Consider the following 20,217-nt stretch of genomic DNA (forward strand, 5'->3'; position numbering starts at 1 on the left):
AGTGTGCGCACGTGACCCCACCGGTGTTCCTCGCCGAGGCGGGCGACCTGGCCGCCGACACCGTGGTGCTGGCCGGCCCCGAGGGCCGGCACGCCGCCGCGGTGCGGCGGCTGGAGCCGGGCGAGACCGTCCACCTGGTCGACGGCGCCGGCACCCGCGCCCGCTGCCGGGTTGTCGAGGTCGGCCGCGACACCGTGGTGTGCGCGGTCGAGGAGCGCGGCACCGACCCCGCGCCGAGCCCGGAGCTGACCGTGGTCCAGGCGCTGCCCAAGGGCGACCGCGGCGAGCTGGCCGTGGAGGTCATGACCGAGGCGGGCGTGGACCGCGTGGTGCCGTGGGCGGCGGAGCGGTGCGTGACCCGCTGGAAGCCCGACCGGGCGGCCAAGTCGCTGGCCAAGTGGCGCTCGGCGGCGCGCGAGGCCGCCAAGCAGGCGCGGCGCAGCCGGATCCCCGAGGTCACCGAACTCGCGCGCACCGCCGACGTGGCGGCCCTGGCGCGCCGCGCCGACCTTGCCGTGGTGCTGCACGAGTCCGCCCGGGAGCGCCTGGCGGTGCTGCCGCTGCCCGATGCTGGGTCGGGCGCGGACGCCCCGGGCACGATCGTGGTGGTGGTGGGACCCGAGGGCGGGTTCAGCGACGCCGAACTCTCCGCGCTGGCCGAGGCCGGCGCGGTGCGCGCGCTGCTGGGGCCGACCGTGCTGCGGACCTCGACCGCCGGGGTGGCGGCGCTGGCGGTGCTCCAGGCGCGCTGCGGACGCTGGTGACCCCGGTACGGGAGGCGCCACGGAGCGCGGGCGGCACCCGGTAAAGCCGGGCCGGCGCGGGGCGGACCTCAGGCGGCCTCAGTGCGTCTGGAGCGCCGCCGCGGGGTCGGCCTCGCCTGAGGAGTTGGGCGGGGTGGTGGGGGGTTCCTCGCCGCCACCGCCGCCGGCGTCGCCCCCGCCGGGCTGCTCCGGCTGGGTGGTGGAGCCGTCGCCGGGGGTGCCGGTGTCGCCGGGGTCGCCGCCGGGCTCGGGCGCGGGGTCGGTGGGCTCCTCGCACTCGGGGGGAGCCGGCACCGAGGAGCCCGAGGCCCCGGGCGAGGCGCTGGGCGCGGGCGGCGCGGTGGTGGACGACCCGGTGGGCGGGCACGCCTGGGCCGGGCCGTACGGAGTGGCGGGGTCGGCCGACGCCTCGGGCGCGAGGCCGTCGGTGGAGGGGTTGGCGCCCTCGGCGGGCGGGGCCTCGGCGGAGGGGCGGTCGGTGGGCTCCGACTCCACCCGGTCGTCGTCGCCGGAATCGCCCCCGGGGCGTTCGGCGCCGCCCCCGCCGTCGTCGGTGGGGGCGGTCAGCGACTGCGGCAGGATCTGGTCGCGGACCTGCGGGGTGCCCAGCAGCACCGAGGCCGCGATCAGCGCGGCGGCGCCCACCGCCAGCGAGGGCCGCAGCCACGACGGGGCGAGCAGCGCCCACAGCCGGGAGGTGCGCTGGGTGCGGGCGCGGATGGCGGTCAGCGCCTCGGGGGAGGGGTCGACGGAGTCGGCCTCGGCGCGCAGGATCGCGCGGAGCCGGTCCTCGAAGGCGTCGTCTGGTCGTTCGGTCATGTCGTCTGCTCCAGAACAGAGCGGAGCGCGGCGATGCCCCGTGCCGTGTGGCTCTTGACGGCACCGCGGCTGATCCCCATGGCGTCGGCGATCTGCGCCTCGGACAGGTCACCGTAGTACCGCAGGACGATCGCCTCCCGCTGCCGGGTGGGCAGCGCCCGCAGTGCCTCGATGACCGCCGCGCGCTCCAGTTCGCCCAATGCTCCGTGTTCGGCGCTGGGAGCGTCGGGCAGTGCCTTCGGCGCGTGCTTTTCTACCACGGCGCGGTGCCGCAAAACCGAACGGGCCCGGTTGACCACGGATTGGCGCAGGTAGGACAGCGCCTTGTTGGGGTCGCGCAGCCGGCGCCAGGCGCCGTGCATGGCGACGAAGGCGTCCTGCACGACTTCCTCGGCGGTGGCGAAGTCGCGAACGAGCAGGGTGGCCAGCCGGACCAGTGGGCGGTACTGCTCGCTGTAGAGCTGGGTGACGGCTTTGTCGGCGTCCCACTCGGCGGTCATCGACGCCGCCGTGGCCCCTGCGACCATTGTTTCAGTCACGTCCGTAGGACGCGCGCCCTTGTCGCCGGGTTTACGAAAGGGCATACCTGTACTTCTCGTTCCGCCTCGTTGTTGCTGCGATCGGACGCTGAGCGCGAGAACCGGCCCCCGGGGCGAAGGCACGGCCGCACAAGCCCCGCCGCCACGGGCGACGGGGTTGCCGACAGTACAGGACGGCGCGGGGGTAGTTACGCGAAGCAACAGAATAGCCCGCGCGGCCGGGCCGGGGACGCCCCCGGCGGGTGAGGGCGGGCGGACCCCCTGGAGGGCAGGACCTCACCCGGCGAGCGCTTGCGGCCCGGGTTGGCGCGGGCACGGCGGGCCGGGTGGCCCGGTCGTCCACAGGCGCACGGCGCGGGCGGCGCGCCGCCCCTCCGCTCGGGCATCATGGGAGTCCGGCGGCGGCCGGCGCCCGCGCGCGGACCGCAGCCGGTGCCGCCGGCAGTGCCGGCGCCACCCCGCACCACCAGCGCACACGCCACGGAGGACGACCCACCGGTGACCACCAACGACCCCGACTGCCTGTTCTGCAAGATCGCCGCGGGCGAGGTCCCCGCCGACGTCGTCCGCCGGGGCGACCGCGTCATGGCCTTCCGCGACATCAACCCCCAGGCCCCCACCCACGTGCTGCTCATCCCGCGCGACCACCACCCCGACGCCGCCAGCGCCGCCCGCGCCGGCACCGGCCTGCTCGACGAGATCGCCCGCGAGGCCCACGCCGTCGCCGAGTCCGAGGGCATCGCCGACACCGGCTACCGCCTGGTCTTCAACACCGGCTCGGGCGCCGGGCAGACCGTGTTCCACCTGCACGGCCACCTGCTGGGCGGGCGCGGCCTGGAGTGGCCCCCCGGGTGAGCCCCGGCGGGGGCCGATAAACCCCTGGGGTGGGGATCTGCGCCGTTGGTAGACTTTGGACGGACGACACCGTTCGCTTCAGGCCACTGTCGCCACGGTGCTCCCATCCCCCGGCGCGGACCGCCGCACCAGCGATCCACACCCGTGACCCGGATATTCGAGAGGCAGGGGCGAGACGGCCGCAAGGCCACATCATGGTCGAGTCAACACAGCAGAGCACCCAGGTGAAGATCGTCGTGCCTGAGGAGCACATGATGGTCCACCTGCTGGGCTCGGGCGACGAACTGCTCCGCACGGTGGAGCGCGCGTTCGACAGCGACATCCACGTCCGCGGCAACGAGATCACCATCAGCGGCAGTCCCGAGGAGACCGCGCTGGTGGTGCGGCTGATCGAGGAGCTGGTGGAGCTGGTCAAGAACGGCACCACCGTCACCCCCGACGTCATCGACCGCACCCTGGGGATGCTGCGCGCCCCGGGCGACGGCGGCGAACGGCCCGCCGACGTGCTGACGATGAACATCCTCTCGGCGCGCGGGCGCACGATCCGGCCCAAGACCCTCAACCAGAAGCGCTACGTCGACGCCATCGACAAGCACACCATCGTCTTCGGCATCGGCCCGGCCGGTACCGGCAAGACCTACCTGGCCATGGCCAAGGCGGTCAAGGCGCTTCAGAACAAGCAGGTCAACCGGATCATCCTCACGCGCCCGGCGGTCGAGGCCGGCGAGCGGCTGGGCTTCCTGCCCGGCACCCTCTACGAGAAGATCGACCCCTACCTGCGGCCGCTCTACGACGCGCTGCACGACATGCTCGCGCCCGACTCCATCCCCAAGCTGATGGCGGCGGGCACGATCGAGGTCGCGCCGCTGGCCTACATGCGGGGCCGCACGCTCAACGACTCCTTCATCATCCTGGACGAGGCGCAGAACACCTCGCCCGAGCAGATGAAGATGTTCCTGACGCGGCTGGGGTTCAACTCCAAGATCGTGGTCACCGGCGACGTCACGCAGGTCGACCTGCCCAGCGGGTCCTCCAGCGGCCTGCGCACCATCGAGCAGATCCTCGACGGCATCGACGACATCGGCTTCTGCCGTCTGAACAGCAACGACGTGGTGCGGCACAAGCTGGTCAGCGCCATCGTCGACGCCTATGGTCGGTATGACAACCGGCAGAACGGCTCGCACAGCGTGCGCGGGCGCGCCGGATCGGCCCGCGCCAACGGCGCGGCCGGCCCCGCCCAGTGACCGTCCGTTCGACCGGATGATTCGTCCGCCGGCGTTGGCGGGCGGCGCGCCCCAGGCGGCGCGCCGCCCGCCGCGGCCGCCCGCCCGGGCGGCCCGCCGCCGCTTTCCGACACCCATACGACACGAAGGCGCGCTGACCCATGAGCATTGACGTCGCGAACGAGTCCGGCGTCCCGGTAGACGAGGAGCGGCTGTCGCGGCTCGCCCGCTTCGTCCTCGACGCCATGCGGATCCACCCGCTGGCGGAGCTGTCCGTCGTCCTGGTGGACGAGGAGCCCATGGCCGAGCTGCACGTCCGTTGGATGGACGAGCCCGGCCCCACCGACGTGCTGTCCTTCCCGATGGACGAGCTGCGCCCCGGCGGCCAGGACCGCCCCTCCGAGCCCGGTGTGCTGGGCGATGTGATCATCTGCCCACAGGTCGCCCAGCGCCAGGCCGAGAAGGCCGGGCACAGCGCGCAGGAGGAGATCGACCTGCTGTGCACGCACGGCATCCTGCACCTGCTCGGCTACGACCACGCCGAACCCGACGAGCACAAGGAGATGTTCGGCCTCCAGGGGGAGCTGCTGGCGGGCTGGCGGGCGGCCGAGACCGGCGACCGCGCTGACACGCGGGAGGACACCCCCAGATGATCCCGGGCACGGCGGCCGCGCCCGCCCTGGCCGCGGCGGGGCCGTCCCCCGGTCCGCTCGCGGCGGCCTTCGACCAGGCCGCGCTCGCGCCGCTCTACGTGTTCCCGGCGGCCGCCGTGTTCGCGCTGGCGGCGGCGTTCTTCGTCAGCGCCGAGGTCGCGGTCACCCGGGCCGCCGGGATGGCCGGCGACCTCCCCGACGACGACAGCCCCGGCACCCGCCGGCTGCGCGCGGTGCTGGCCGAGCCCGCCGGCCACCTGAACATGGTCCTGCTGCTGCGCGTCTTCTGCGAGGTGGTGGCGGCGGTCGCGCTGACCGTCGGCTTCGCCGGGTGGCTGGGCGCGGGCTGGCCGGCGGTGGTCAGCGCGGTGCTGGTGATGTCGGTGGTGGACTTCGTGCTCGTGGGGGTCACCCCGCGCATCCTGGGCCGGCAGTTCGCGCCGGCGCTGGCCGGGGCCAGCGTCACCGTCCTCGCGCCGGTGGCGCCGCTGCTGCGGCCCCTCACCCGCACGCTGGTCCGCCTGGGCCGGGCGCTCACCCCGGCCACCATCGGCGACCGCGAGGGGCCGTTCACCAGCGAGAGCGAGCTGCGCCGGCTGGTCGACCTCGCCGAGCGCGGCCACGTGATCGACGCCGACGAGCGGCAGATGATCCACTCGGTCTTCAAGCTGGACGACACCTCGGTGCGCGAGGTGATGGTGCCGCGCACCGACATCGTGTTCATGGAGCGCGGCGCGTCGCTGGACGAGGGGCTGACCCTGGCGCTGCGCAGCGGGTTCTCCCGCATCCCGGTGCTGGGCGCCGACGAGGACGACGTGGTGGGCATCGTCTACCTCAAGGACCTGGTCGCCCGCATCCGCCGGGACTGGGCGCGCCCGGAGGGCGGCGGCGACGCCGGGGCGGCGGCCGGCGCGGCTCAGGAGGAGCCCGCCGCGACCGTCGACACGGTCATGCGCACCCCCACCTTCGTGCCCGACTCCAAGCCCATCGACGAACTGCTGCGCGACATGCAGCAGCGGCGGATCCACGTGGCGGTGGTCATCGACGAGTACGGCGGCACCGCCGGCCTGGTCACCATCGAGGACATCGTGGAGGAGATCGTCGGCGAGATCACCGACGAGTACGACGACGAGATCCCGCCGATCGAGCGGCTGGGCGAGGGCCGGGCGCGCGTCACGGCGCGGCTCCCGCTGGGCGAGCTGGCCGAGCTGTTCGGCGTCGAACTGGACGTGCCCGACGTCGAGACGGTCGGCGGGCTGCTGGCCTACGCGCTGGGCCGGGTGCCCATCACCGGTTCCCAAGCCGTCTACGCTGGGTTGCGGCTGACCGCCGAGGACACGGTGGGGCGCCGCAACCAGACCGCCACGGTGCTCGTGGAGCCCGTCGCGCCCGACGAGGAGAGTGCACAGCAGTGAGTGAGTTGGCCGCGGTAGACCTCGGCCCCGAGGACGACAAGCTGATCACCCTGGCCCGCGCCACGCGCGCCCGCGTCGGCGCCGCCGAGGGCGCCGCCGTGCGCGACGAGACCGGCCGCACCTATACGGCGGCGACCGTGGACCTGCCGTCGCTGCGGCTGTCGGCCCTCCAGGCCGCCGTCGCCGCGGCGGTGTCCAGCGGCGCCGAGTCCCTGGAGGCCGCGGCGGTGGTGACCGCCGCCGCGTCCCCGGCGGAGGCCGACACCTCGGTGGCCGCCGACATGAAGACCCCGCTGGTGGTGCTCGCCGACCTCGACGGCACCCCGGTGCGCGCCGTGCGGTCCTGACCGGCGGCGCGTCAACGCTCGATCCCCGGCGCGGTGCGGGCACCGCGCCGGGTGCGGATGAGACTGGAGAGATGGACGACCTCGACCTTGAGAAGCTGCGCGCGCCGCTGCCCCTGCCCTCCTACCCGGAGGGCTTCCGCAGCGGGTTCGCCTGCTTCGTCGGCCGCCCCAACGTGGGCAAGTCGACCCTGATGAACGCGCTGGTGGGCCAGAAGGTGGCCATCACCAGCGACCGCCCGCAGACCACCCGGCGCACCGTGCGCGGCATCGTGCACCGCGACGACGCGCAGCTGATCATCGTGGACACCCCCGGCCTGCACAAGCCGCGCACCCTGCTGGGGGAGCGCCTGGACAGCCTGGTGCGCTCCACGCTGGTCGAGGTCGACGTGATCGCCTTCTGCCTGCCCGCCGACGAGCCCATCGGGCGGGGCGACACCTACATCGCCCGCGAGCTGGCCGCCCAGCGCGACACCCCGGTGGTCGCGCTGGTCACCAAGACCGACCGCACCGACCGCGCGGGGGTCACCCGCCAGCTCATGGCGGTGGAGCAGCTGGGGGAGTGGGCCGACATCGTGCCGGTGTCGGCGCAGAGCGGTTTCCAGGTGGACACGGTCGCCGACGTGCTGTGCGGCCACCTGCCCGAAGGCCCGCCGCTCTACCCCGACGGCGACCTCACCGACGAGCCCGACGAGATGCTGGTCGCCGAGCTGATCCGCGAGGCGTCCCTGGAGGGCGTGCGCGACGAGCTGCCGCACTCGATCGCGGTGGTGGTGGACGAGATGGCCCCGCGCGAGAACTCGCGCCCCGGCCGCGAGCTGGTCGACATCTACGCCTCGCTGTATGTGGAGCGCTCCAGCCAGAAGGCCATCGTGATCGGCGCCAAGGGCGCCCGCCTCCGGGAGGTCGGCTCGGCGGCCCGCCGGCAGATCGAGGCGCTGCTGGGCACCCGCGTCTTCCTCGACCTGCGGGTGAAGGTGGCCAAGGACTGGCAGCGCGACCCCAAGCAGCTCCGCCGCCTGGGCTTCGACCAGCAGACCTGAGCCGCGCCCGGCCGCCGGGGAGGGCGCGGCGGGCGGGCAAAGGCGTCCTGCTAGATTGCGTGCCGTCCGTCGCAGGGAGGGAAGGTCCATGTCCGACCACGACCAGGTGCAGCGCGCGGAGTACGACGGGCTGGCGATCTGCTCGGCGGCCACCGCCGTCGTCGGCCACATGTTCGGCGCCACCGTGAACGAAGTCTTCACCAAGGTCAGCGACGACGGGCGGCCCTTCGTGCCGGTCGGCATCACCTTCAGCGGTGTGGCGCAGTACTGGGCCGTCATCACCGAGGCGGGGCCGGCGGCGGTCGAGCGCCTTATGGCGGAGCGGGGCGGCGACGCGGCCACCGCCATGGAGCCGGTCCTGCGCACGGCGCGGGACTGGGCGCACGGCGTGGTCGAGAAGGCCGCCCAGCAGGCGCGGATCGACCGTGAGCAGGCCAAGGACGACGCGCGGCGCATCCTCGCCAACCCGCAGGTGTGGGCGGCCACGAAGCTTCTGCCCGGCATGGTCGACAATCTGGGCAGGGTGGAGGGGGACTCCGTCGCCGACCTGGCCCGCGACCACGAGCTGCACGACGTCCAGCAGGCCCGGGACGCCTGGGTGCCGTCCACGGCGGACGCGGACCTGCGGTACGGCCCCCAGGGCGTGGTCCTCCGCGCCAAGGTGACGCGGGAGCCCGTCCGCAAGCCCCCGGCCGTGGGAGCGGCGGTGTCGAAGGCCGCGCTCAGGGGGCGGCGTCAAAATCCGCCCGCCCAGAAGTCCCCCACCCTGCGGGCGCGGGTCGCCAAGGCGCGGCGGGCCGACCAGCGGCGGGCGGGCGGTGCGGGGCTGGACTAGCCCCGCCCGCCGGGGCTACTCGCGGTGGTCGAGGTCGGCGGCCAGGTCGGCGGCGGCGCGCTGGACGATGGGGGCGGCCCGGGTGACGAACTCCCAGCTCACGCGGGACTCCGGGCCCGAGATCGAGACCGCCATCATCGCCGGGCCGCCCCGGACCGGGACGGCCAGGCAGCGCACGCCGACCTCCTGCTCGCCGTCGTCGATGGCGTAGCCGCGTTCGCGGATGCGGGCGATCTCGGCGGCGAAGGCGTGCGGGGTGGTGATGGTGCGGTCGGTCGCGGCGGGCATGCCCGCGCGGTGCAGCACCGCCATGGCCTCCCGGTCGGGAAGCTGGGCCAGCAGCGCCTTGCCCACCCCCGCCGAGTGCGCGGGGACGCGCCGGCCGACCTCGGTGAACATCCGCATGGCGTGCTGGGAGGGCACTTGCGCGACGTAGACGACCTTGTCGCCGTCGAGCATCGCGAGGTTGGCGGTCTCGCCGAGTTCGTCCACCAGGTGGGTCAGGTGCGGCCGCGCCCAGGTGCCCAGCATCCGGGAGGCGCTGTCGCCCAGCCCGATGAGCCGGGGGCCCAGCGCGTAGCGGCGCGAGGGCAGTTGGCGCACGTAGCCCTTGCCCAGCAGGGTGCGGATGATGCGGTGGATGGTGGGCAGGGGCAGTCCGGAGGACTCCGCGAGCTGGCTCAGGGAGATCTCGCCGCCCGCGTCCGCCATGATCTCCAGCAGGGCGAAGGCGCGGTCGAGCGACTGCACGCCCCCGCCGCGCGCCTTGGCCGGGGTGCCGGCGTCGGCCGCCGCCGATGACGTTGCCACGTGCACTGCTCCCTTCCGCGTCCGCCTGCCGCCCGGCGCCGGGGGGTTCCGGCGGGGGGCGCCTGCGGGCTGATTCGGTGTTTCGGATTGTAGAAGTCGGAGTCCGCCATACAGAAGTGGGTGATCCCCGCATTCCGGCGGGTGACCGGTGCCGGCGAACCCAGGGTGGGGTGGTTGACAAGCCCCAGGTGCTCGCACAGACTCATGCCATTCCTTCAAGTGAAAAGCATATTCCGCCAAGTGGAAACGTGCCGTCCAGGGTGGAACGCGCGTACGGCGGGCGCCCTTCCCGGCGCCGCCGCGCTCCTCGCCCATCACCCGCCCAGCCGCAGCCCACGCCTTCGCGCCCGAGGAGACGATCCGTGAGCCCCACCGTGCCGACCCTGCCCTACACCGTGAACTGCTCCCTGCTGTTCACCGAGCTTCCCCTGCTCCAGCGCCCGGCCGCCGCCCGGGCCGCCGGGTTCGACGCGGTGGAGTTCTGGTGGCCCTTCGAGCGCGCCGTCCCCGCCGACTCCGAGGTCGACGCGTTCACGGCCGCCATCGCCGAGGCCGGCGTGCGCCTCACGGGCCTCAACCTCTTCGCGGGCCGGCTGCCCGGCCCCGACCGGGGCGTGCTGTCGCACCCCGCGCGCGTCCAGGAGGTCCGCGACAACCTGGAGGTCGTCGTGGCGATCGCCGAGCGCACCGGCACCACCGCCTTCAACGCCCTCTACGGCCTGCGGCTGGAGGGGGTGGACGCCGCCGAGCAGGACGAGACCGCGCTGCTGAACACCGTCACCGCCGCCAAGGCGCTCGCCCAGGTCGGGGGCACGGTGCTCATCGAGCCCATCAGCGGCGCCGAGGACTACCCGCTGCGCACCGCCGCCGACGGCGCGGCGTTCGCGGCGCGCGCCCACGCGGCGGGCGCGCCCAACGTCGCGCTGCTCGCCGACCTCTACCACCTCGCCGTCAACGGCGACGACGTCGCCGCCGTGGTGGCCGAGCGCGCCGCCGAGATCGGGCACATCCAGATCGCCGACGCCCCCGGGCGCGGCGAGCCCGGCACCGGCGACCTCCCGCTCCTGGACCTGCTGGCCACCGCCCAGGCGGGCGGCTACAGCGGGTACGTGGGGCTGGAGTACCGTCCCAGCGGGTCCTCGGCCGACAGCTTCGCCTGGCTGCGGGCCTGACCGGCGCCGCGCGGCACCGCCCGCCCCTGGCCGGCCCCCGGCCGGCTCCGGCGGACTCCTGACCGGCGCGGCCCCGACCGCCGGTGCGCCCCCTGGCGCGGTCCCGGTACCGCCCGCGCGGCGCGCCGCCGCACCCCCGCCTACGGCCGGTCCCCGACCGGCCGCACGTCCGCAGCGCAGCACCCGTTTCGTGAAAGGGAGACACCACCGCGATGCCCCAACCGCAGACCGTCGGCTTCATCGGCCTCGGCATCATGGGCCTGCCCATGGCCACCAACCTGGTCAAGGCCGGGTTCACCGTGCGCGGCCACAACCGCGGCCCCGAGAAGACCGCCCGCTTCGCCGAGAGCGGCGGCACCGCCGCCGGCTCGCCTGCCGAGGCCGCCGCCGGTGCCGACGTCGTCATCACCATGCTGCCCGACACCCCCGACGTGGAGGCGGTGCTCCTCGGCGACGACGGGGTCTTCGCCACCGCCGCCCCCGGAACGCTGGTCATCGACATGAGCACGATCCGGCCCGACACCGCCCGCTCGCTGGCCGCCGAAGGCGCCGAGCGGGGCCTGCGCGTGCTCGACGCGCCCGTCAGCGGCGGCGAGGCCGGCGCGGTCGAGGGCGCGCTGTCGATCATGGTCGGCGGCGCCGCCGAGGACGCCGCCGCGGCGGCGCCCGTGTTCGGCCCGCTGGGCACCCCCGTGCACGTCGGCCCCTCGGGCGCCGGCCAGACCGTCAAGGCCGCCAACCAGCTCGTCGTGGCGGGCAACATCCAGCTCGTCGCCGAGGCGCTGGTGTTCCTGGAGGCGCACGGCGTGGACACCGGCGCCGCGCTGCGCGTCCTCAACGGCGGCCTGGCCGGCAGCGCCGTGCTGACCCGCAAGGGCGAGGCGATGCGCACCCGCAGCTTCGAGCCGGGCTTCCGGATCGAGCTGCACCACAAGGACATGGGGATCGTCACCGCCGCCGCCCGCGAGGCCGGGGTGCCCATCCCCGTGGGCGCGCTGGTGGCCCAGTTCGTGGCGGCGCTCAACGCCCAGGGCCACGGCCGGCTCGATCACTCCGCGCTGCTGAAGCTGGTGGAGCGACTGGCCGGCGAGCGCGCGTAGGCCGGGCGGGCACCGCCCCGCCCCCGCACGAAACGGCGAGGAGGAAGCAGGAGAACAGCGAAAAGGGCCCGCCGACGCGACGGGCCTCGGCCGTCGCGACCGAAGGTGAGTCCGCGCGACGACCGGGGCCTGGGTGTTGGCCGCACCCGGCGTCCCGCCGGCGGACCCGGCAAACCCCCCTAGCACTGAAGGGTTCACCCACATGGTACAGATGCCCGCGATGAACGCCGTGGTGGAGGTGCTGAAGTCCGAAGGCGTCGACGTCGCCTTCGGCTGCCCCGGCGCCGCCATCCTCCCCCTCTACAAGGCGCTGGAGGAGGTCGGCGGCATCGAGCACCTCACCGTCCGCCACGAGGAGGGCGCCACACACATGGCCGACGCCTGGGCCCGCACCAACGGGCGGGTCGGCGTGGCCATCGGCACCTCCGGACCGGCCGGCACCAACATGATCACCGGCCTCTACACCGCGCTCGCCGACTCCGTCCCCATGGTCTGCATCACCGGCCAGAACGTCTCGACCAAACTGCACCAGGAGGCGTTCCAGGCGGTCGACATCGTGGCCGTGGCCACACCCGTCACGAAATGGGCGGTGCAGCTCAAGGAGGCCGGCCAGGCCCCGTGGATCTTCCGCGAGGCGTTTCGGATCGCCCGCGAGGGCCGCCCCGGGCCGGTGCTCGTCGACATCCCCCTCGACATCGCCCAGCGCACGATCACCTACGACCCCGCCATCGACGCCCCGCTGCCCGTGCACCCGGTGCGCCCGCACCCGCCCCGGGTCGAGCGCGCCCTGGACATGCTGCTGGCGGCCGAGCGGCCGCTGCTGCTGGCCGGGGGCGGGGTGGTCACCGCCGATGCCGCCGCCGAACTGCGCGAGGTCGCCGAGTACCTCCAGGTGCCGGTGCAGACCACGCTCATGGGCAAGGGCGCCTTCGACGAGGACAGCCCGCTGTTCGCCGGCATGACCGGGATCCAGACCTCCCAGCGCTACGGCAACGCCTCGTTCCTGGAGTCCGACCTGGTGGTGGCGGTGGGCGCGCGCTTCGGCGACCGCCACACCGGCCGGCTCGACGTCTACCGGGGCGAGCGCGCGTTCGTCCACGTCGACATCGAGCCCACCCAGATCGGCAGGGTCTTCGAGCCCGACCTCGGCGTCGTCTCCGACGCCCGGCTGTTCCTGCGCGCGCTGGCCGACCTCGCCGCCCGGCGCGGCCCCGCCCGCGCGCCCGGGCCGTGGGTGGCGCGCGTCAACCGGCTCAAGGCCGAGCTGGGCCGGCGCGAGGACTTCGACACCGTGCCCGTCAAGGCGCCGCGCGTCTACAAGGAGGTCAACGCCGCGTTCGGCCCCGAGACCTACTTCGTCACCGCCATCGGGCTCTACCAGATCTGGGGCGGCCAGCACCAGAAGGCCCACCTGCCGCGCCACTACCAGGTGTGCGGCCAGGCGGGGCCGCTGGGCTGGGAGATCCCGGCGGCCATCGGCGTGCGCAAGGCGCTGGAGCGCACCGACCCCGCCGCCGAGGTGGTGGGGATCGTGGGCGACTACAGCTTCCAGTACACCGTGGAGGAGCTGGCGGTGGCCGCGCAGTACGAGGTCCCGTTCGTGCTCATCATGCTCAACAACGAGTACCTCGGGCTGATCCGCCAGGCCGAGATCCCCTACGGCATCAACTACCAGGTGGACATCCACTACGACGAGTACGGCAGCGACAACGTCAAGATCATGGAGGCGTACGGCTGCGCGGGCCGCCGGGTGACCGAGCCCGGCGACATCCGCCCGGCGATCGACTGGGCGCGCAAGGAGGCCCAGCGCACCAGCCGCCCGGTGCTGGTGGAGATCATGATCGAGCGCGAGGCCAACACCCCCCACGGCCCGGCCATCGACGCGGTGGCGGAGTTCGAGCCGCTGCCCGGGGCCGCCGCCTAGCCGCGCGGTCCCGGCCGGCGCCCCGGCGAACAGGGTGCGGTGGGGGGCCCGGGGGGGGCGCCGGGGGCGCCCGCCGGGCGGCCCCGGGTGTGACCCGGGCGCCCCCCCGCGCCCGGGGGGGGGCGGCGCCCGGGGGGGCGCCCCCGCCCCCCCACCGCCGTTCGCCCAGTGTTAACCCGCGTTCACCCGCACCCGCGCCCGGGCGCCCGGCCGCGCCCGCAACCGCCGCGGGGCGCCCGCGTCTGTGCGGGTGGGCGGGTTGCGAACGGGTGAACCGGAGGCGCGCCGCGCGCCGTGCGCGAAGGGCCGCGCGGGGCGCGGATGGGGGACTACTGGCGCGCGGTGGTGGCGGGCTCTGCTAACGTGGCAACCACTATGCTGCGCGAGCTGCTCCTCCTTAGCGGCCGCGGCGGGGGTCGTTAACCAGGTCGGCTCCCTCGCCGCGGGGCTTCGGCGTGTTCTCGGTCGGCCGTGATTCGCGAGCTTTCTCCCAAGGAGCCTTTTCCATGGTGCCGCAGCAGCAACCCAGTGGTATGCCCGTACACCGCTACCGCCCGTTCCCGGTCGTGGACCTGCCCGACCGCACGTGGCCCGGCAAGACCATCACCACCGCGCCCCGCTGGCTCTCCACCGACCTGCGCGACGGAAACCAGTCGCTGATCGAGCCGATGGACGCCCAGCGCAAGCACGAGATGTTCGACCTGCTGGTGCGCATGGGCTACAAGGAGATCGAGGTCGGGTTCCCCGCCGCCAGCCAGACCGAGTTCGACTTCGTGCGCAGCCTGATCGAGGGCGACAAGATCCCCGACGACGTCCAGATCTCGGTGCTGACCCAGGCCCGCGCCGAGCTGATCGACCGCACCGTGCAGAGCCTGGTCGGCGCCAAGCGCGCCACCGTGCACCTGTACAACGCCACCGCGCCGGAGTTCCGCCGGGTGGTCTTCAACGTCGACCGCGAGGCGTGCAAGGCCATCGCCGTCAACGGCACCCGCGAGGTCATGGCCTGCATCGAGCGCTACCTGGGCGACTCCGAGTACGTCGGCTACGAGTACTCTCCCGAGATCTTCATCGACACCGAGCTGGACTTCGCGCTGGAGGTCTGCGAGGCGGTCATGGACGAGTGGCGGCCCGGCCCCGGCCGCGAGATCATCCTCAACCTGCCGGCCACCGTCGAGCGCGCCACGCCCAACGTCTACGCCGACCAGATCGAGTGGATGAGCCGTAACCTCAGCCGGCGCGAGCACGTCTGCCTGTCGGTTCACCCGCACAACGACCGCGGCACCGGGATCGCCTCCGCCGAGTTCGGCGTCATGGCCGGCGCCGACCGCGTCGAGGGCTGCCTGTTCGGCCACGGCGAGCGCACCGGCAACGTCGACCTGGTCACCCTGGGCATGAACCTGTTCAGCCAGGGCGTGGACCCCCAGATCGACTTCTCCGACCTCGACGAGATCCGCCGCGTGGTCGAGCACTGCACCCAGCTCCCGGTCGCCCCGCGCCACCCCTACGGCGGCGACCTGGTCTACACCGCCTTCTCCGGCTCCCACCAGGACGCCATCAAGAAGGGCTTCGCCGCGCTGGAGCGCGACGCCGCCGAGGCCGGCGTACCGGTGTCGGAGTACACCTGGCAGGTGCCCTACCTGCCGATCGACCCCAAGGACGTCGGCCGCAACTACGAGGCCGTCATCCGGGTCAACAGCCAGTCGGGCAAGGGCGGGGTGTCCTACATCCTCCAGCGCGACCACTCCCTGGACCCGCCGCGCCGCCTCCAGATCGAGTTCTCCCACAAGGTGCAGGCCCGCACCGACGCCGAGGGCGGTGAGTTCACCGGCGAGCGCATCTGGGAGATCTTCACCGACACCTACCTGCGCGACAACGGGCCGGTGGCGGTGCTGGCGCACCGGTCGGACTCCGGCGCCGACGGCACCTACCGCATCAGCGCCGACGTGCGCGCCCACGGCGAGATCCGCGAGATCACCGGCTCCGGGCAGGGCCCGATCTCGGCGTTCTGCGACGCGCTGACCGACGTCGACGTCAAGGTCCGGGTGCTGGACTACGTCGAGCACTCCCTGGACGTCGGCTCCGACGCCCGCGCCGCCGCCTACGTCGAGGCCGAGATCGACGGCCGCACCGTGTGGGGCGTGGGCATCCACCACAGCATCACCACCGCGTCGCTGAAGGCGGTGTGCAGCGCCATCGGCCGCGCCCAGGCCGAGGCCGCCCAGGAGGGCTGAGGCCCGCCGTCCCGCCCGGTCCGGGCCGCGCCGCACGCCGGCGCGGCCCGGCCGCGTTCGCGGGGTGCCCGCGCGAGCGGGCGGGGGAAGCGGCGGGGGCGCGGCGGCGCGGGGGAGCTGCCCCCACCGGTGCCGCCGGCGCGCCCGGTGCTACTCGGCGCCGAAGTTCTGCGCCCACATGCCGTCGGTGACGCCCACGCCGATCTCGGTGTTGCCGCAGTCGAGGATGTTGGCGCGGTGGCCGGGGCTGTCCATCCAGCCGTCCATGACGGCCTCGGCCGAGGAGTACCCGGCCGCGACGTTCTCGCCCGACCACGCCTGGTACCCGGCCTCGGCGGCGCGCTCCTGGGGGCCCACGCCCTCGGGCGTCTCGTGCGCCATGTAGTCGCGGGCGGCCATGTCGTCGGCGTGGCCCTGGGAGGCGGCGGTGAGCCGGGGGTCCACGTGCAGCGGGTCGCAGCCGGCGTCGGCGCGCTCGTCGTTGGCGATCTCCACGACCGCCATGGCCAGGGAGGAGGGCTCGGCGGGGGCGTCGCCGTCCGGCCCGGGGTCCTCGGGCTCGGGGCCGGCCTCGGGCGGGGCGGACGCCGAGGGCTCGGGGGAGACCTCGATGACCGTGCCGCCGCCGGCGCCGCCGGCGTCCTCGGCGCCCGCTCCGGCGCCGGCCTCGGCGGGTGCGCCGCCCGCGCCGCCGATGTCGTCGAAGAAGTCGTCGGCGGCGGGCGGCAGCGCGTCGTCGGGCAGCCCGGCGGCCCCGGTGCCGCTGTCCTCGGCGAAGGGCACCGCGCCCGGGCCGCCGGCGGCCACGATCAGGGCGGCGGCCAGGCCCAGTCCGACCGGCACCGCCACCAGGGCGCCCGCCAGGGTGCGCCGCCAGGCACCGCCGCGGGGTGCGCCCGCACGGCGCCGCGCGCGCGTGCCGGCGCGCCGCCGCCCGCGCCTGCGTTGTCCGCGAGCCATCTCCAACCCCTGTCCCATCGGGTGTCTCGGTGGTGGCGATCGTAGAGCAAATTGGGGCGCATGGGGAGAAAGCAACCGTGATTCGGACGGGCCGGACACATCACCCAAGGCAGACGGGCTGTGGACGGCGGCACCGGCGGCCCGGCCGATCCGCGACAATGGGGGAGTGAGCCTGTACCGCGACGAAGGAGTCGTCCTGCGCACCCAGAAACTGGGCGAGGCCGACCGCATCGTCACTCTCCTGACCCGGCGCACCGGCCTGGTGCGGGCGGTGGGCAAGGGCGTGCGGCGCACCAAGTCCCGCTTCGGCGCGCGGCTGGAGCCCTTCACCCACGTCGACCTCCAGCTCTACACCGGCCGCACGCTCGACGTCATCACCCAGGCCGAGACCCTGCGCGCCTACGGCGAGTCCATCGTCACCGACTACCCCCGCTACACCGCCGCCACGGCCATGCTCGAAACCGCCGAGAAGATCGTCGTGGTCGAGAAGGACCCCGCCCTGCGGCAGTTCCTGCTGCTGATCGGCGCGCTGCGCACCCTGGGCGAGGACACCCACGACCCCCGGCTGGTCCTCGACGCCTACCTGCTGCGCTCGCTGGCCGTGGCCGGCTACGCGCCGGCGCTGGAGGAGTGCGCCAAGTGCGGCTCGCGCGGCGAGCACCGCGCCTTCGCGGTCCACGCCGGCGGATCGGTGTGCTCGGTGTGCCGCCCCCACGGCTGCGCCCACCCCGCTCCCCAGACCCTGCGGCTGATGGTCGCGCTGCTCGGCGGCGACTGGCCCGAGGCCGACTCCAGCGCCGACCGCCACCGCGCCGAGTGCAGTGGGCTGGTCGCCGCCTACCTCCAGTGGCACCTGGAAAACGGAATCCGATCCCTGCGTCTTGTGGAGCGCTCGTGAGCCTGTTCAACAACCCGCCCGCGGCCCCGATCCAGGGCTACCGCCCGCCGGGGCGGCACCCCAGCGGCGCCCGCCCGCCCGAACTCCCCAAGGAGCTGGTCCCGCGCCACGTCGCGGTCGTCATGGACGGCAACGGCCGCTGGGCCAAGCAGCGCGGCCTGCCGCGCACCGAGGGCCACAAGGCCGGCGAAAGCTCCCTGTTCGACGTGGTCGAGGGCGCGCTGGAGCTGGGCGTGGGCTACCTGTCGGCCTACGCGTTCTCCACCGAGAACTGGAAGCGCTCGCCCGACGAGGTCCGCTTCCTCATGGGCTTCAACCGCGAGGTCATCCGCCGCCGCCGCGACGAACTGCACGCCATGGGCGTGCGGGTGCGCTGGGCCGGCCGGCGCGGGCGGCTGTGGAAGAGCGTCATCTCCGAGCTTGAGGACGCCGAGGAGATGACCAAGCACAACACCGCGCTCACCCTCCAGTTCTGCGTCAACTACGGCGGACGCGCCGAGATCACCGACGCCGCCGCGGCCATGGCCCGCGCCGCCGCCGAGGGCCGCCTCAACCCCGACCGCATCACCGAGGCCACGCTCGCCAAGTACCTCGACGAACCCGACATCCCCGACGTCGACCTCTTCCTGCGGTCCTCGGGCGAGCAGCGGTTCTCCAACTTCCTGCTGTGGCAGTCGGCCTACGCCGAGATGGTCTTCCTCGACACCCTCTGGCCCGACTTCGACCGCCGCCACCTCTGGCACGCCTGCCAGATCTACGCCAGCCGCGACCGCCGCTACGGCGGCGCCGTGCCCAACCCGGTCGAACCCGCTCCCCACACCGAGGAGCCCCGGTGAGCCTCGACCTCACCCGCGACCGGCTGTCCTACGCCGCCCTGGGCGACAGCTTCACCGAGGGCGTCGGCGACCCCTACCCCGACTCCGCCGGCACCCCCCACGGCCACTACCGGGGCTGGGCCGACCGCTTCGCCGAGCACCTGGCCGCGCGCGTGCCCCGCCTGGACTACGCCAACCTGGCCGTGCGCGGCAAGCTGCTGCGCCAGGTCGTCGCCGAGCAACTGCCGGCCGCCCTCGACATGGCGCCCGACCTCGTCACCTTCTCCGCCGGCGGCAACGACCTCCTGCGCCCCGGCGCCGACCCCGACCGGCTCGCCGCCACCCTGGAGCAGGCGGTGCGCCGGCTGCGCGGCGCCGGGTCCGAGGTCGTGCTGTTCACCGGCGTCAACTGGAGCACCGGCTACATGCGGGTGCGCATCGGCCTGTTCGCCCGCTTCTACCTCAACATCCGCGCCGTGGCCGACCGCACCGGCTGCCACCTGGTCGACCAGTGGTCCATGCGCGAACTGCTCGACCCCCGCGCGTGGGACTTCGACCGCCTGCACATGTCGCCCGAGGGCCACCGCCGGCTGGCCGTGCGGGTGTGCGAGGTGCTGGGCGTGCCGGTGGCCGACCGCCCCGGCGACTGGCCTCCGCCGCCGCCCGTCGACCCCCGCGCCCAGCGCCGCGACAACGCCCGGTGGGCCCGGGAGTTCCTGGTGCCCTGGATCGGGCGCCGCCTCACCGGCCGCTCCTCGGGCGACAACGTCACACCCAAGCGCCCGCGCCTGGAACCCCTCGCCGCGCCGCGCCCCCAGGAGCCGGCCGAGGGCGCCGACCACGCCGGCCGGCACGGCGCCGCACCTGGTCAGGGTGCGGGGTGAGCCGGCTTACAAAACCAACGAAATCGACAACCTACTGTCGCGTAACCCAGGGGTGGAGTTGCATCATCGGTACCCATGAGCGGCTTTGAGACCGGGCGCGAGATCATCTCCTACGTCGCCCTCGGCGACAGCTTCACCGAGGGAATGGACGACCCCTACCCCGACTCCGCGAGCACGCCGCACGGCCGCTACCGCGGCTGGGCCGACCGGCTCGCCGAGCACCTCGGCTCCGACGGCACCGAGGTCCGCTACGCCAACCTCGCCGTGCGGGGCAAGCTCATCCGCCAGATCGTGGACGAGCAGGTGCCGCTGGCGGTGGAGTGGCGGCCCGACCTGGTGACCATCTGCGCCGGCGGCAACGACATCATCCGCCCCGGCGGCGACCCCGACCTGGTGGCCCGGGTGTTCGAGGCCGCCGTGCGCCGGCTGCGCGCCACCGGCGCCCACATCGTCGTCTTCACCGGCATGGACACCGGCTTCCAGCCGGTCATGCGCCACCTGCGCGGCAAGATCGCCACCTACAACATGCACCTGCGCGCCATCGCCGACGACCACGGCTGCGACGTGGTGGACCTGTGGAGCATGAAGGTGCTCCAGGATCGCCGCGCCTGGAGCGCCGACCGGCTGCACCTGTCGCCCGAGGGCCACCGCCGGGTGGCGCTGAAGGTCTGCGAGACCCTGGGCGTGCGGAGCGGCGGCGACTGGCGCGAGCCCTGGCCGGCCGCCGACCCCCGCGACTGGCGGGCGGCCCGCCAGGAGGACCTGTCGTGGGCGCGGGAGTACCTGGTGCCCTGGATCGGCCGCCGGCTCACCGGGCGGTCCTCGGGGGACGGCCTGGCGCCCAAGCGTCCCCGCCTGGAGCGGGTGGAGGCGCTGGAGCGCATGCGCGACGCCGCGCGGCGCGTGGCGGCCGACACCGAGCGCGGGGCGTGA

The 20,217-nt window shown here is 74.3% G+C and carries 20 protein-coding genes; 16 read left to right on the plus strand and 4 right to left on the minus strand.

Annotated features, from left to right (window positions below; genetic code table 11):
- Positions 1-11 precede the first annotated feature (11 nt).
- A complete protein-coding gene (locus tag LG943_RS06630) occupies positions 12-764 on the plus strand; it encodes a 16S rRNA (uracil(1498)-N(3))-methyltransferase (RefSeq protein WP_270071299.1) in 753 nt (250 codons plus the stop codon).
- Between the two features lie 78 nt (positions 765-842).
- Here LG943_RS06630 and LG943_RS06635 read toward each other — a convergent pair whose 3' ends face one another.
- Together LG943_RS06635 and LG943_RS06640 are read right to left on the minus strand one after the other, a co-directional pair.
- Positions 843-1,583, minus strand: a complete 741-nt coding sequence (locus tag LG943_RS06635) for a hypothetical protein (RefSeq protein ID WP_270071300.1) — start codon at positions 1,581-1,583, stop codon at positions 843-845.
- Positions 1,580-2,110, minus strand: a complete 531-nt coding sequence (locus LG943_RS06640) for a SigE family RNA polymerase sigma factor (protein WP_179770492.1) — start codon at positions 2,108-2,110, stop codon at positions 1,580-1,582. The genes LG943_RS06635 and LG943_RS06640 overlap by 4 nt, the downstream gene beginning before the upstream one ends.
- Before the next feature lie 510 nt (positions 2,111-2,620).
- Between LG943_RS06640 and LG943_RS06645 the strand changes: the two genes are divergently transcribed.
- The 7 genes from LG943_RS06645 to LG943_RS06675 all read left to right on the plus strand — a co-directional run bounded on the left by LG943_RS06645 (position 2,621) and on the right by LG943_RS06675 (position 8,490).
- Complete coding sequence (locus LG943_RS06645; protein ID WP_270071301.1) at positions 2,621-2,977, plus strand: histidine triad nucleotide-binding protein; 357 nt, start codon at positions 2,621-2,623, stop codon at positions 2,975-2,977.
- 194 nt (positions 2,978-3,171) lie between these two features.
- Positions 3,172-4,221, plus strand: coding sequence for a PhoH family protein (locus tag LG943_RS06650; RefSeq protein WP_270071302.1), 1,050 nt, complete (start codon positions 3,172-3,174; stop codon positions 4,219-4,221).
- A 140-nt stretch (positions 4,222-4,361) separates the two neighbouring features.
- Entirely contained in the window at positions 4,362-4,853 is a 492-nt protein-coding gene (gene ybeY, locus LG943_RS06655; protein ID WP_270071303.1) for an rRNA maturation RNase YbeY, read from the plus strand.
- A complete protein-coding gene (locus LG943_RS06660; protein ID WP_270071304.1) occupies positions 4,850-6,268 on the plus strand; it encodes a hemolysin family protein in 1,419 nt (472 codons plus the stop codon). The genes ybeY and LG943_RS06660 overlap by 4 nt, the downstream gene beginning before the upstream one ends.
- A complete protein-coding gene (locus LG943_RS06665; protein WP_270071305.1) occupies positions 6,265-6,615 on the plus strand; it encodes a cytidine deaminase in 351 nt (116 codons plus the stop codon). Before LG943_RS06660 ends, LG943_RS06665 begins: the two co-directional genes overlap by 4 nt.
- Positions 6,616-6,686: 71 nt before the next feature.
- Positions 6,687-7,655 (plus strand): GTPase Era, encoded by a 969-nt coding sequence (era, locus tag LG943_RS06670; protein WP_270071306.1) that lies wholly within the window; start codon positions 6,687-6,689, stop codon positions 7,653-7,655.
- Positions 7,656-7,743: 88 nt separating this feature from the next.
- A complete protein-coding gene (locus LG943_RS06675) occupies positions 7,744-8,490 on the plus strand; it encodes a hypothetical protein (protein ID WP_270071307.1) in 747 nt (248 codons plus the stop codon).
- Between the two features lie 15 nt (positions 8,491-8,505).
- Here the strand turns inward: LG943_RS06675 and LG943_RS06680 are convergent, their stop codons facing one another.
- Positions 8,506-9,300: an IclR family transcriptional regulator gene (locus tag LG943_RS06680; protein ID WP_270071308.1), complete on the minus strand. Its 795-nt coding sequence runs from the start codon at positions 9,298-9,300 to the stop codon at positions 8,506-8,508.
- Between the two features lie 362 nt (positions 9,301-9,662).
- Between LG943_RS06680 and LG943_RS06685 the strand changes: the two genes are divergently transcribed.
- From LG943_RS06685 to leuA, 4 genes are all read left to right on the plus strand, one after another.
- Positions 9,663-10,472, plus strand: coding sequence for a hydroxypyruvate isomerase family protein (locus tag LG943_RS06685; RefSeq protein ID WP_270071309.1), 810 nt, complete (start codon positions 9,663-9,665; stop codon positions 10,470-10,472).
- A gap of 212 nt (positions 10,473-10,684) precedes the next feature.
- Positions 10,685-11,572: a 2-hydroxy-3-oxopropionate reductase gene (locus tag LG943_RS06690; RefSeq protein WP_270071310.1), complete on the plus strand. Its 888-nt coding sequence runs from the start codon at positions 10,685-10,687 to the stop codon at positions 11,570-11,572.
- A gap of 202 nt (positions 11,573-11,774) precedes the next feature.
- Positions 11,775-13,496 (plus strand): glyoxylate carboligase, encoded by a 1,722-nt coding sequence (gene gcl, locus LG943_RS06695; RefSeq protein ID WP_270071311.1) that lies wholly within the window; start codon positions 11,775-11,777, stop codon positions 13,494-13,496.
- 506 nt (positions 13,497-14,002) lie between these two features.
- A complete protein-coding gene (gene leuA, locus LG943_RS06700) occupies positions 14,003-15,727 on the plus strand; it encodes a 2-isopropylmalate synthase (protein WP_270071312.1) in 1,725 nt (574 codons plus the stop codon).
- A 150-nt stretch (positions 15,728-15,877) separates the two neighbouring features.
- Here leuA and LG943_RS06705 read toward each other — a convergent pair whose 3' ends face one another.
- Positions 15,878-16,576 carry a CAP domain-containing protein gene (locus LG943_RS06705; protein WP_270071313.1) on the minus strand — a complete coding sequence of 233 codons (699 nt, stop codon included), beginning with the start codon at positions 16,574-16,576 and terminating at the stop codon, positions 15,878-15,880.
- 277 nt (positions 16,577-16,853) lie between these two features.
- Between LG943_RS06705 and recO the strand changes: the two genes are divergently transcribed.
- The 4 genes from recO (at position 16,854) to LG943_RS06725 (ending at position 20,217) form a co-directional block, all read left to right on the plus strand.
- A complete protein-coding gene (recO, locus tag LG943_RS06710; protein WP_270071314.1) occupies positions 16,854-17,585 on the plus strand; it encodes a DNA repair protein RecO in 732 nt (243 codons plus the stop codon).
- Positions 17,582-18,421, plus strand: coding sequence for an isoprenyl transferase (locus LG943_RS06715; protein ID WP_270071315.1), 840 nt, complete (start codon positions 17,582-17,584; stop codon positions 18,419-18,421). The genes recO and LG943_RS06715 overlap by 4 nt, the downstream gene beginning before the upstream one ends.
- The gene (locus LG943_RS06720) at positions 18,418-19,284 is read left to right on the plus strand and encodes an SGNH/GDSL hydrolase family protein (RefSeq protein ID WP_270071316.1); all 867 of its coding nucleotides are present in this window, start codon (positions 18,418-18,420) and stop codon (positions 19,282-19,284) included. The genes LG943_RS06715 and LG943_RS06720 overlap by 4 nt, the downstream gene beginning before the upstream one ends.
- A gap of 75 nt (positions 19,285-19,359) precedes the next feature.
- Complete coding sequence (locus LG943_RS06725) at positions 19,360-20,217, plus strand: SGNH/GDSL hydrolase family protein (RefSeq protein WP_270071317.1); 858 nt, start codon at positions 19,360-19,362, stop codon at positions 20,215-20,217.

The organism is Streptomonospora mangrovi (genome assembly GCF_027604915.1).
GTDB classification, from domain to species: Bacteria; Actinomycetota; Actinomycetes; order Streptosporangiales; family Streptosporangiaceae; genus Streptomonospora; species Streptomonospora mangrovi.

What these genes read in the sequence shown, in the direction of transcription:
- LG943_RS06635 (WP_270071300.1), bottom strand. Translation starts at nt 1,583, where the DNA reads ATGACCGAACGACCAGACGACGCCTTCGAGGACCGGCTCCGCGCGATC.
- LG943_RS06640 (WP_179770492.1), bottom strand. Translation starts at nt 2,110, where the DNA reads ATGGTCGCAGGGGCCACGGCGGCGTCGATGACCGCCGAGTGGGACGCC.
- LG943_RS06650 (WP_270071302.1), top strand. Translation starts at nt 3,172, where the DNA reads ATGGTCGAGTCAACACAGCAGAGCACCCAGGTGAAGATCGTCGTGCCT.
- ybeY (WP_270071303.1), top strand. Translation starts at nt 4,362, where the DNA reads ATGAGCATTGACGTCGCGAACGAGTCCGGCGTCCCGGTAGACGAGGAG.
- LG943_RS06660 (WP_270071304.1), top strand. Translation starts at nt 4,850, where the DNA reads ATGATCCCGGGCACGGCGGCCGCGCCCGCCCTGGCCGCGGCGGGGCCG.
- era (WP_270071306.1), top strand. Translation starts at nt 6,687, where the DNA reads ATGGACGACCTCGACCTTGAGAAGCTGCGCGCGCCGCTGCCCCTGCCC.
- LG943_RS06675 (WP_270071307.1), top strand. Translation starts at nt 7,744, where the DNA reads ATGTCCGACCACGACCAGGTGCAGCGCGCGGAGTACGACGGGCTGGCG.
- LG943_RS06690 (WP_270071310.1), top strand. Translation starts at nt 10,685, where the DNA reads ATGCCCCAACCGCAGACCGTCGGCTTCATCGGCCTCGGCATCATGGGC.
- gcl (WP_270071311.1), top strand. Translation starts at nt 11,775, where the DNA reads ATGGTACAGATGCCCGCGATGAACGCCGTGGTGGAGGTGCTGAAGTCC.
- leuA (WP_270071312.1), top strand. Translation starts at nt 14,003, where the DNA reads ATGGTGCCGCAGCAGCAACCCAGTGGTATGCCCGTACACCGCTACCGC.
- LG943_RS06725 (WP_270071317.1), top strand. Translation starts at nt 19,360, where the DNA reads ATGAGCGGCTTTGAGACCGGGCGCGAGATCATCTCCTACGTCGCCCTC.